This window comes from Vibrio sp. dhg (genome assembly GCF_003443775.1).
GTDB lineage: Bacteria > Pseudomonadota > Gammaproteobacteria > Enterobacterales > Vibrionaceae > Vibrio > Vibrio natriegens.
Genome location: NZ_CP028944.1, coordinates 749,606 through 761,153, shown reverse-complemented (window position 1 = coordinate 761,153; position 11,548 = coordinate 749,606). Strand labels below are relative to the sequence as shown.

The window sequence follows — 11,548 nt, the reverse complement described above, 5'->3', positions numbered from 1 at the left end:
TATTGCCGCAGTCCACCTTGGCGATGGATAATCATTGGTGGCACGGCGTATTGTCTGATCAACCCTTGATTCAGGTAAAAAGCACCGTTCAAAAAGGTGGCCTTTGGTATCGGTGTGATACCGAATGGAACGATTCGGAACCGTCTGTTGATACGCTTTGTTTAGACGAATTTAGCTACTATCACCAGCATTTGTACGGTGAAGTTATTTTACGTCAGGAAACTGCTGAATTTGTTTTTTTGGCGCAATTCCAATGGCAGAGCTGGAATGACCTAATTCTTAACTTAAGAAAAGATGGCTTGGTAATAAAAAGTATCCATTTTGATGATCAAGAAATGGATGTGCTTAGCTCGCTGAAAAATAAGTCAGCAGACGATGTAGATAAAGAAGTCATCTTAATGATGAATCGTTACCCACCAGAAGCCAATCGGAGAATTCAGTGGGTAAGATCAAGTGAGTTTCAATCAGCGTCTCCAAGTTTGGCTGTGTCGCTGATTAGTGATGGTGACATGATCACGCTTCGAGTTACGCGCTTTTAGGCTCGTGCTGATTTCTGTTCTCATGATGCAATGAGAGAAACGTTGCCATTGCAGACTCATCTAAAAAGCCATCCGCTTTTTTATGTGAGCGCAGATATTGGTAACCAGCGATAAGTTTACGATGCATCTCTTGCTCATCTTCTGGCAGTGTTTCGTTCATCACGTGTTGAAAAGCGAGTTTATACGCCTCCAAATCCACCACTTCAGCGCGGCGATAAAGGTACCCGCACCCTGTAGCCAACCATTCAAGAGAGCAGTTTGCTCGCATCGCAATTTGGTTCGCTTTTGTTAGGCTCGGTTCACTACCTTTTAAATATTTTCTAATCAAGGCTTCTGACACTTCAACACGGCGTGCAAACCCGCTGATGCTTTCTTCGCCAATTAAAGTCGATAATCGTTGGGCAAAAGACATATTTCGTACTCCAGTTCGAATTGCGAAAGTTTACCCGTTGAGACAGCGCGAAAACAAGACTAGGATGAAAGCAGATTAAATAAAGGAGAGAACCAATGGTTGCAAAAGTAGTGACTGCACCAAGTGGCCCAGAATTTTCAGAACTGGTTCAAGGATACTGGCGCGCTGTAGATTGGGGAATGACGGCTCAAGAGCGTTTGACCTTCCTTAAGCAACATGTGGAACTAGGTATTACAACGGTTGATCACGCCGACATTTATGGTAACTACGAGTGTGAAGCGCTGTTTGGTGAAGCACTAACGTTGGACAAAAGCGTTCGTGAACACATTCAGATCGTAACCAAGTGTGATATCAACTTATGTGGTGATAAAACGCCAGAGCGTAAAATCAACCATTACGACACGAGTTCTGCGCACATTTACCAATCCGTGAACAACTCACTTGAGCGTTTAAATGTAGACGAAATCGACGTTCTGCTTATTCACCGCCCAGACGTTTTAATGGACGCTGACGAAGTGGCAGAAGCATTTTCAGAGCTGCATAAAGTGGGTAAAGTGAAACACTTTGGTGTTTCAAACTTTACGCCGCGTCAGTTTGAGTTGTTGCAATCGCGTTTGGGCAAACCACTCGTGACAAACCAAGTGGAAATCAACCCACTTAACTTTGAGGTTGCGCACGATGGTACGTTGGATCAGATGCAAATGTTGCGCACCCGTCCAATGGCTTGGTCTTGCTTAGGTGGTGGCTCTATTTTCAGCGGCGATAGTGAACAGGCGGTTCGTGTACGTAATGAGCTAGAAGCCATTCGTGAGGAAGTCGGTGCGGCCAGTATTGATCAGGTGATTTACGCTTGGGTTCGTCGTCTGCCTTCTAATCCAATCCCAATTATTGGCTCTGGTAAGATTGAGCGCGTTCAAACGGCTGTTGATGCATTAAACATCGAGTTGACTCGTGAACAGTGGTATCGCGTTTGGGTTGCATCTAAAGGACACGGTGTGCCATAGAGCGCCCTCACAGCATCAATAATTGTATTAGGCATCCACATTGGGTGCCTTTTTTGTATACTTATTTTGTGTGCTTGTGACGAAGAATGTGGTTATGGACTTTAATCTTGCTTTAAAACTTTATACAGCAGAACAAGTCAAAAATGGTGAAGTGATTGCTGCGCAGATGGCTGGCGTTTCAATGTATAGCTTGATGCAACGAGCTGGGATGGCCGTTTACGAGCAATTTCTGCATCTCTACCCCAGAGCAAAGAATGTATTGGTCGTTTGCGGTAAAGGCAATAATGGTGGAGATGGTTATGTTTTTGCTTCTCTCGCTAAGCAAGCCCAAATCAATGTGAAGGTATTTCAGCTTGGAGATACTTCTTCGCTTACTGGCGATGCTCGCTGTGCTTACGAAGATTGGCAAACCGTTGATGGCCAAAACAGCAGCTGGGATGACTGGAACACCGCATTACTTGAAGCGGATGTCATCATCGACGCAATACTGGGGACAGGGTTGAGCGGTGAAGTGAGAAAAGAGTATCGCCGCTATATTGAGCAAATTAACCAAATTCGGTGTCCGGTTATTTCGGTCGACATTCCCTCAGGATTATGCGCTAACACTGGCTCTGTGTTAGGTGATGCCATATACGCAAACCACACGGTTACTTTTATCGGTGTCAAACAAGGTTTAGTGACGGCCCAGGCGAGAAGTCATGTGGGTGAATTGCACTTTCGTGGCTTGGGCGTCAATGTAGAGTTTGACTCTATAGAAGAGGAGAGTGCACTAGGTATCGATCACAAAGTCATCCCTCGACTTTTACCTCCACAAAAACCAACCGCTCACAAAGGCGATAATGGTAAATTGCTTTGCGTCGGGGGCAATCTCGGAATGTCCGGCGCGATTCGCTTCTGCGCTTCGGCTGCTGTGCGCAGTGGATCGGGACTGACTGCAGGGATAACCCATCCAACGAGCCTAGTGCCACTGCAAATCGCTTGCCCAGAAGTGATGAGCCAAAGTATTACCGCTGATGAGTTGCGGAATACCGAAAATGAACTGACTAAGCGAATTAGATGGGCTGATGCGTTAGTTTTTGGCCCTGGATTTGGCGATGATGAGTGGGCATACCAAGCTTATCAATATTTGTCTCAGCCGCATAAACCGAAAGTCGTCGATGCCGACGGGTTGAATATACTGGCGATGCTCAGCCAGCGTTATGATGGAACGTTAGTATGCGATAACCAACGAGTGATGACCCCACATCCGGGAGAAGCCGCGCGTTTGTTAAATGTGACCACGCAAGACGTTGAACGAGACCGGTATTCAGCCGCTAGGCAGTTGCACGAACGTTTTGGTGGCGTGGTGGTACTGAAAGGCGCTGGGACGCTCATTTATGATGGCATACGAATGTATGTCTGTCTGGCTGGTAATCCGGGGATGGCAAGCGGAGGGATGGGAGATGTGCTCTCTGGTGTTATTGGTGCGTTGCTGGCGAAAGGTATACCAATCTCTATCGCTGCCAGATTAGGCGTCATGATCCATAGCCACGCGGCGGATATCAATGTGAGCCAATATGGCGAGCGAGGATTGTTAGCCAGTGATGTCGTAGAAACGCTTCGCGTTGCCATGAATCCATGAAATTTTGGTCCGATTTTGTGAAAATCTTTGTATTTCAAGCTGCCGATTAGGGTATTACGTGCGTGGAATTTGATGGATTTGAGATATGAAACGTCTGAATCAGGTCACTGAGACGCAACGGTTTGCGCAATCGTTTGAGAACCATGACATTTTAACTTGTTGAATTTGTTAAATAAGAAAAAGATTTGATGGTTTTAGCGGTGTTTTTGATATGCGATTTTCAAGATGGTAACACAAAAAAATTTCAAATATCAGACTTGTAGGAAATAAATCACAGCCTATAATGCTGAAAACCGGAGCGTCTGCCAACGCTCCGGTTTTTTTGTGTCCGAAGAACAGTGAACTCGTCTGCCAACGACTTCACTACGCACTCTGAGGTGACACATAGACATATGAATCAAGGAATTACACAATGCGTATCGAACAAGAACTTAAGTTAGGTTTCAAAGATGTACTGTTTCGCCCGAAACGTTCTACCCTTAAAAGCCGTTCTCAAGTAAATTTAACCCGCGATTTTACATTCAAGCATAGTGGTCGTCAATGGTCTGGTGTGCCTGTAATTGCAGCGAACATGGACTCGGTTGGTAGCTTTGAAATGGCTACTGCGTTAGCTGAGCATGGTGTAATGACAGCAGTGCACAAGCACTACACTGTGGAAGATTGGGCGGAGTTTGCGAAATCAGCAGACAAAGCAACACTGAACAACGTGATGGTGTCTACCGGTACGTCGGATGCAGACTTCCAAAAAACCAAGGACATCATGGCACTTTCTGATGAGTTCATTTTCATCTGCGTTGATATCGCCAATGGTTACTCAGAGCACCTCGTTGAGTATGTAGAACGCGTACGCGCAGAATTCCCAGACAAAGTTATCTCTGCTGGTAATGTTGTTACAGGTGACATGTGTGAAGAGCTAATTCTTGCTGGTGCAGACATCGTCAAAGTGGGTATTGGCCCAGGTTCAGTTTGTACGACACGCGTTAAAACCGGTGTTGGTTACCCGCAGCTTTCTGCAATCATCGAATGTGGTGATGCGGCGCACGGTCTTGGCGGTATGATCATCGGTGATGGTGGTTGTTCTTGCGCTGGTGACGTTTCAAAAGCATTCGGTGGCGGTGCAGACTTCGTTATGCTTGGTGGTATGCTGGCTGGTCACGAAGAGTCAGGCGGTGAAGTTATCGAGAAAGATGGCAAAACCTTCATGAAATTCTACGGCATGTCTTCTAAGAGCGCTATGAACAAGCACTCCGGTGGTGTTGCAGGCTACCGCGCAGCTGAAGGAAAAACCGTACTATTACCTTACCGTGGCAGTGTTCACGGTACTATCCAGGACATCCTTGGTGGCGTGCGTTCAACCTGTACATACGTAGGCGCAGCAAAGCTTAAAGAGCTAACGAAGCGCACGACGTTCATCCGCGTACAAGAGCAAGAGAACAACGTATTCGGTAAAGAGTAAGTCGACTGAGTATCGGAAAAACCGAAGAGTTAAGAGCCGTATTTTACGGCTCTTTTTTTGCCCGAAATATGGCAAGTGGCAGCAAAATGGCAGCAGAATAATATTTTTTTTGGCTGTAGTTTATAAATTGCTTAGAGGATTGCGGGTAATGGCCTCAGATAAATGGTCTGGTGCGAAGTGCGCGTAGCGCATCGTCATTGATATATCTGCGTGGCCGAGTACATCACGTAATACCAAAATGTTTCCCCCATTCATCATAAAATGACTGGCAAACGTATGACGTAATACGTGCGAGGCTTGCCCAGAAGGTAACGTAATGCCGATTTTGTTTTTGAGGATGTAGCAAAGCGGGGTATAGCACTCTTCAAACAACTTTCCTGATGTCGGCTTGAATATCTCCTCGTACAACTCTTTGGAGATAGGAACAGTGCGATTCTTTTTGGTTTTTGTATTGGTGTACGTGACTTTGTACTGGGAAAGTTGACTGCCTTGTAGTTGCGCCGCCTCGTTCCATCGTGCTCCAGTCGCCAAGCAAAGTTTCACAACCTTCACCATATCTGAAATAGGGTGCTGTTCTGCATGATCCAGCAATAAGCTAATCTGCTCTTTAGTTAAGAACGTCATAGCTCTTTCAGATTCTCTGAAAGGCTTAATATCGTCTAGCGGGTTTGGTGCGCTCCATTCACCAAGCTCTTTGAGTTTGTTAAATACCGCTTTAAATCTCGCAAGTTCTGAGTTGAGCGTAGAGATGCTTGGTTTGCCGCGCCGCCATCGAGATTCATCCACGAAGACCAAATCACCCGCCATTCGTTTGCTGCGATAATTTGAATACACTTTAGAATTAAAGGTCGATGCGGTTGGATTTCCCATAGCGCGCACCATGTGGTGAAACTTATTAATAATCACATGACCATTAACCAGAGTTTGACCGTAGTGTGCATACCAATGGTCAACTAAGTCAGACAACCTGCGGTGATCGGCTTTTTCACCCAGCCATGGTTTATCATCCACTTCATTCATTATGAAGCGTTCATAGGCTGCAGCTTCCCCTTTAGTTGCGAACCTTTTTCGAATACGTTTACCGTCGCGGCCATGAGGAAAGCAATGACACAGCCAAGGTTTTTTGCTGCCGTCTTTAAGGTTTCGGATAGACATAATGGAATACAATTACTGTTTTTATATACAGTAATTGTATTTCGTGAATTTCTCAATGTTTATGCTGATGGAGGAACGAACAGGAATGACAAACTCGATGCTCACTTCGCAAGATATCGACTTGTCTTGGTAGCGAGTTACTGCGTCGTGAACACCATAATGTGTTTCAATTTTCGTTATCGTAGGGTTGAACACTTTGGCATGCCACTAAGCCACTTCTTTATGGTCTTTTTATGACGAAAACGACATGGCCTTTTGAATATACGGAGTCGCATCTTGAATCATATGACCCGCTAGTTCGCAGTCGTTTATATCTGATAATTCGAAAGCACTAGCAGCTTGGGCTTGTGCTGTTAATAGAGCTAAGCCTACAACCATTGAGATACTTGTTTCATTATTCTTTTCTTAATGTCACCGCTACGCGGCCAATCACTTTTATATCTTCTTCTGAAACTTCAACGGTGCTGTCACCAAACACAACAGCCAGCTTTTTGCCTGGTAAGCGTTGGATATGGTTTATCGACAACGTCCCGTCGGTGTCTATTAAATATTTGCCCGAGGCGGGGTTCGTAGTGCCTTTATCAACAAGGAATAAAGCTTCATTAGTTTCAACTTCAATCGTCACTTCAGCATTGAGGTTAAAGCTGTTAAATCTTCGGGTAGCGTAGGGTAACTCACCAGTATCTAAAAGCTCTCCATTGGTTAAGCAATAGCTTTTTATCTGGACTGAGTTGTGTTGCTGTGATGATGTAGTGTTTGCTACTTGGGCAGTACTTTTTGTAGCTGAGTGAGCCTTAAATCGGTCTTCAGGCTTTAAAGCCAACTCCTCCATAGGGATACCCAAAGCTAGATGAGCTCTAACCATGAGTTCATGAGATGTTCGGTTATGAGTATTCCAAGTGCTAAATGTGCTTTTTGGTACGTCATATACGAACGCCATCTCTTGATAGTTCTTACAACCCGTCAAATTCTTCAAATTTTCTGTGAAGTCAGTGCCTTTTAAGTAATCAAAAGGTGCTATTTTATGAATGCTCATCACTTAAAGTTCTCATTTTCGAATTAATTTGTCATTTCTTGTTGAAAGTTCTCAAATGACGATCAATAATCCGTGTGTGTTTCGGAAGTCACGCCGACCAAAGCAAGAGACAACCGAAGAAAATAGATATAAATATAAGGATATCACCATGTTAACGTACAAGATACCTCCACTAAGTCCATATGTCACTTATGAAGAATACTCCCGCCTTACTGGTTTGCCAATTGGCACCATCAAGCAATACGTGACGGAAGGCCGCGTAATCATCAAGCCAAAAAACAAACGCCGCGATAAGCCGCTAATTAACATGGTTGCCATGCATGAGTTGGCGGCTCGTGAAGCCATTGCGGTTTTAGGTTGAGTCGGTCGAATGAACTTACATTCGGATACGAACTCTTTCGGTTTTTGCGAGGAGGCTAGTATGGAAAACTTAGAAACATTTCTATTAAATCAATCAATAGATCAGATACAACAGCGCTTTAAGCGGATTGGCGCCGAAGAGCAGCGTACGATATTGCAACACCTAGAGGCTATTGCAAAGAAACAGTCTCCTCCTGAGGTGCATCGCCCTCAAACAGCTATTTTGGCTGACATACGTGAAGCAATGGAAGGAGACCGCGCCCGTGTATTCTTCTCTCATTCGTTTGTCAGTTGGTACCGCTCTGGAAATGCCAAATGCGTCCCGCAACTTCATCACTGGTCTTATTTGGATTTTAGTAATCGCAGTTTGTTCCTTGAAATGCTCACGCTTCGAGATCTCGGTCACTTCGACGACGAAGAGTTATTTCAGTTTGAACAATATTGCCTGGATGTCATGGGAGTAAAATCATGAGTTACCTATCGGTTCAGATCCCTATCTCTAATGTTGATGAAGCACTTCACCTTCAAAATGTAGCTGCGTTAAACATTGCTAAGTACCGAGACAATCAGGTTGAGGGGCTGGAGGCGTGTCAAAGTAACTTGATTCGCATTTGGCATGATGTACACAGTCAAGCGGGCGCTGCACTAACGAAATTCTCTAGCGAGATAGAAGAATGATTTGCCTATTGTGTCCTGAGGGGCTCACGCAAGAGCCCCTTTAAGTCATCGTACCCCTTAACGTTATTTCCAACACAGTCGTGGCTCGGTGGTAATTTTTGTTTGTGACAAAATCCATCGATAGCTATGGCTAGTGTGTGCCTGTCAAGGTTTTCCATTGATTCCTAATCATGACCAAATAACATTTAGGCAGGTTGCTATGCTCCCTCTAAAAACAACGAGCAATTCGTTTCAGCGGTTGCTCGCTGAAGCCCCTTATTTGTCCAGATGTAGCGATAACAAAACGGCGATGCTTGTTCGCCCAAGGCATTATGCTGTCCGTTGGCCCTATATGCAGGTCAATCGTAAAGATATGTGCTCTTGGTTAGTGTTCGACATTGACCATGAAGACCAAGAACTTCCCAATCCTTACATTTGGCAAGATGAAGAATTACCAGCTCCCAATCTCATCGTTCGAAATCGGCACAATAATAAAGCTCATCTGTACTACGCGATTGTTCCTGTTTGTACTAGTGACAATGCGAGGAGTAAGCCCATCCAATATCTTAAAGCTGTTTACCTGGCCATGGCTCTGCGTATGAAAGCTGATCAGGCTTATTCAGGACCTGTGGCTAAAACGCCTTTTCACCCTTGGTGGCAAACGACAGAACTTCATTCTCAAGTCTATGAGCTTGGAGAGCTAGCTGATTCTGTCGAGCTAGAAACACCTCTACCTTGGGGTGAGGCAGCATACCTAAATGATGTATCTCACTCCCGGAATTGCACCTTATTTGAACATTCTCGTCACTATGCCTATTCGATCATCAGGGCAGAGCGCAGGGAAGGGAGCTATGAGAGTTTCAAGCGTCGGATCTGTCATTTCGCCACCTACAAGAACTACTCGTTTGATGGCAAGTCTCCTTTGAGGCATAGCGAAGTCATGTCTGTGGTTAAAAGCGTCTCTCGGTGGACCTGGGATAAGTATTACGCGGGTTCAAAGGTTAAACGCGGAGTAATGAATTTACCGAGTGACTTGAATACGAAACAACGACAAAGCTTAGCTGCGACGAGAACACATCAAATAAGGCGTGAAAAAACAAAAGAACGCGTAATTAATGCGTGTCGACTTTTATTGCAGAAGGGTGAAGCACTTAATATCACCACAGTCGCAAAAGCTACACGCCTTTGCCGAAAAACAGTGCGTCGCTACTTTTATGAAATTCATTCGTTAGTAAAGCCCAGTGAAGGTATCGGAATACTTCCCATTTCATCGTTGTTAGGTTTGATGAAAAGTGGTCCTTATGCTGTACATCAGATAACTGCAGTTGAGAAAGACCCATTGGTCGACACTAGTGAGAAATGTAAGGCCATCAGTTCAAGTCGAGCTCCTCAGAAGTGGGCCGCTTATTTGAATGTCATTGATGGCTAGTGATATGAGTAGATCCGCCATAGCGTTCAAATGTCACAGGCACAAGTTGCGAAAGCTATGGGTATAAAACAACCAACTGTTGCCAGCCTGGAAAAGAAATGGCAAAGACGTAAAATTACTTTCCCTAAAGCGATATGTAGAAGCACTAGGTGGTCAATTACGCATACATATTGAGATGCCTGATGGTCATCACTTTGGTATGAAAGTATAACTTTCCGCTTCTCATAAAATTGATCTGAATGGATAAGCCACTAGTCATTGCTACTGGCTTACATTTTCTACATACCAGATTAGATTACAAAGATTAGATCATAAGCTGTGTTTGAAATGGTTGTGTTTGAAATGGTTGCGTAACGCATATCTGCCCCAAACTGCGTTAGATTAACTATTCATTGCATTTCGATGATGCACTCTTTGACTAACTTGAAGTAAAGCTTCTATGGATAAATTTGTCTAGTTGAACGGTGGTAGTTCACTGTTCTGTGGGACTTGACCTTCTCTCAATGGTTAAACAGTGCTACCTAGATGTAAACGAATATCAAAATTAGAACCTGTTCTTATGAAGCTGACAATAAAATCCCTATTTTATTATGGTATTACTAGTTATCTTTAATTTGTAATCGTTATCACAATTTTGCTTTTTTGGGGCCTGGATGTAATAAAAATACGTTATGGTGACACCGTTATATCTTGATGTCGTTGTATACCGTTTTTCTTTGGCAGGGATGTTGAGTGTGTAACTAGTCATCAATATGGATTTAGAGATATCAAATGAACACAAATGATCATGCTCCGATTGCTCGTTATTTAGCTGATGAAATGCGTTACGAGTCGATGCCATATAGACGGTGCGGAAACAGTGGTTTACTTCTGCCAGCACTGTCACTCGGGCTATGGCATAATTTTGGTGAGTATGACTCGTATGCAAATGCGCGTTTTATTCTTCGTAAGGCATTTGATTTGGGAGTCACTCATTTTGACTTAGCGAATAACTACGGACCGCCGTATGGTTCTGCTGAAGAAACACTTGGCCGGATCCTGAGTCAGGATTTAGCCAGCTATCGTGATGAACTTATCATCTCCACTAAAGCTGGATATGATATGTGGCCAGGGCCTTATGGTGTTGGTGGGTCTCGTAAGTATCTTGTGTCGAGCATTGATCAATCTCTAAAGCGCATGAAACTTGATTATGTTGATATTTTTTATCATCACACTCCTGATCCTGACACCCCTTTGGAGGAAACGATATCTGCGCTAGATATGTTAGTTCGCCAGGGGAAAGCATTGTATGTGGGTATTTCGAATTACTCACCAGAGCAAACGGATCAAGCACTGAAATTATTTGATCAACTGGGTACACCGTGCCTTGTCCATCAAGCAAGATATTCAATGTTTGAGCGTCAGGTAGAAAATGGCCTGCTAGAAACACTAAATCACGCAGGCGTAGGTATGGTCGCTTTTTCTCCTTTAGCGCAAGGACTACTAACTGAGAAATATTTGCACGGCATCCCGCAGGGATCTAGAGCAGATAATCAGCGTTCTTATCTAGAAGCCAACTTAGTTGAACATTATCTACCAAAAATTAAAGCCCTGTCGAATATTGCGAGCGAGCGAGGACAATCTCTTGCACAAATGGCACTTGCTTGGCTTCTTAGTGATAAACGTGTTTCTTCTGTTTTGATTGGTGCAAGCTCACCGGGCCAACTGTGTGAAAATGTAGCCGCTGTGAGGCATTTGGAGTTTTCAGAATCAGAGAAAGAACAGATTCAAGGTATCCTTTTCTGAAATGACAATATCAGTATTTATTGCGGTAATAGATACGTATTAATTCAAACTATAGCTTCGTTCGCTCTTTTTGATTGTACCCCTCTAACCATAG

Annotated in this window: 13 protein-coding genes; 10 read left to right on the top strand and 3 right to left on the bottom strand. The window is 44.1% G+C overall.

All coding sequences use genetic code 11. The annotated features are described in order from the left end of the window. Window positions 1–2 precede the first annotated feature (2 nt). Complete coding sequence (locus DBX26_RS19105; protein ID WP_254063621.1) at window positions 3–539, top strand: hypothetical protein; 537 nt, start codon at window positions 3–5, stop codon at window positions 537–539. Here the strand turns inward: DBX26_RS19105 and DBX26_RS19100 are convergent. Then, window positions 526–951 carry a transcriptional regulator gene (locus DBX26_RS19100; protein WP_065300832.1) on the bottom strand — a complete coding sequence of 142 codons (426 nt, stop codon included), beginning with the start codon at window positions 949–951 and terminating at the stop codon, window positions 526–528. The two genes, DBX26_RS19105 and DBX26_RS19100, sit on opposite strands and share 14 nt — an antisense overlap. A gap of 95 nt (window positions 952–1,046) precedes the next feature. On the opposite strand from DBX26_RS19100, the gene DBX26_RS19095 reads away from it, so the two are divergent. The 3 genes from DBX26_RS19095 to DBX26_RS19085 all read left to right on the top strand — a co-directional run bounded on the left by DBX26_RS19095 (window position 1,047) and on the right by DBX26_RS19085 (window position 5,032). After that, window positions 1,047–1,955: an aldo/keto reductase family oxidoreductase gene (locus DBX26_RS19095; RefSeq protein ID WP_020334187.1), complete on the top strand. Its 909-nt coding sequence runs from the start codon at window positions 1,047–1,049 to the stop codon at window positions 1,953–1,955. Window positions 1,956–2,049: 94 nt separating this feature from the next. Next, window positions 2,050–3,576 carry an NAD(P)H-hydrate dehydratase gene (locus DBX26_RS19090; RefSeq protein WP_118120615.1) on the top strand — a complete coding sequence of 509 codons (1,527 nt, stop codon included), beginning with the start codon at window positions 2,050–2,052 and terminating at the stop codon, window positions 3,574–3,576. Between the two features lie 412 nt (window positions 3,577–3,988). Continuing rightward, window positions 3,989–5,032 (top strand): GMP reductase, encoded by a 1,044-nt coding sequence (locus tag DBX26_RS19085; RefSeq protein WP_118120614.1) that lies wholly within the window; start codon window positions 3,989–3,991, stop codon window positions 5,030–5,032. Between the two features lie 120 nt (window positions 5,033–5,152). Here DBX26_RS19085 and DBX26_RS19080 read toward each other — a convergent pair whose 3' ends face one another. Continuing rightward, window positions 5,153–6,187, bottom strand: a complete 1,035-nt coding sequence (locus tag DBX26_RS19080) for a tyrosine-type recombinase/integrase (protein WP_118120613.1) — start codon at window positions 6,185–6,187, stop codon at window positions 5,153–5,155. A 394-nt stretch (window positions 6,188–6,581) separates the two neighbouring features. Further along, complete coding sequence (locus tag DBX26_RS19075; RefSeq protein WP_118120612.1) at window positions 6,582–7,223, bottom strand: phage repressor protein CI; 642 nt, start codon at window positions 7,221–7,223, stop codon at window positions 6,582–6,584. 148 nt (window positions 7,224–7,371) lie between these two features. Here DBX26_RS19075 and DBX26_RS19070 point away from each other — a divergent pair, with 148 nt between their 5' ends. From DBX26_RS19070 to mgrA, 6 genes are all read left to right on the top strand, one after another. Then, window positions 7,372–7,584, top strand: coding sequence for a hypothetical protein (locus DBX26_RS19070; RefSeq protein ID WP_118120611.1), 213 nt, complete (start codon window positions 7,372–7,374; stop codon window positions 7,582–7,584). A gap of 60 nt (window positions 7,585–7,644) precedes the next feature. Beyond that, window positions 7,645–8,055, top strand: a complete 411-nt coding sequence (locus tag DBX26_RS19065) for a hypothetical protein (RefSeq protein WP_118120610.1) — start codon at window positions 7,645–7,647, stop codon at window positions 8,053–8,055. Next, on the top strand, window positions 8,052–8,261 hold the full coding sequence (locus tag DBX26_RS19060; RefSeq protein WP_118120609.1) for a hypothetical protein: 210 nt from the start codon (window positions 8,052–8,054) through the stop codon (window positions 8,259–8,261). Before DBX26_RS19065 ends, DBX26_RS19060 begins: the two co-directional genes overlap by 4 nt. Window positions 8,262–8,460: 199 nt before the next feature. Continuing rightward, window positions 8,461–9,669 (top strand): replication initiation protein, encoded by a 1,209-nt coding sequence (locus tag DBX26_RS19055; RefSeq protein WP_118121234.1) that lies wholly within the window; start codon window positions 8,461–8,463, stop codon window positions 9,667–9,669. A gap of 30 nt (window positions 9,670–9,699) precedes the next feature. Beyond that, window positions 9,700–9,843 (top strand): helix-turn-helix domain-containing protein, encoded by a 144-nt coding sequence (locus tag DBX26_RS25825; RefSeq protein ID WP_367947067.1) that lies wholly within the window; start codon window positions 9,700–9,702, stop codon window positions 9,841–9,843. 597 nt (window positions 9,844–10,440) lie between these two features. Then, on the top strand, window positions 10,441–11,454 hold the full coding sequence (gene mgrA / locus DBX26_RS19050) for an L-glyceraldehyde 3-phosphate reductase (RefSeq protein WP_118120608.1): 1,014 nt from the start codon (window positions 10,441–10,443) through the stop codon (window positions 11,452–11,454). Window positions 11,455–11,548: the final 94 nt, after the last annotated feature.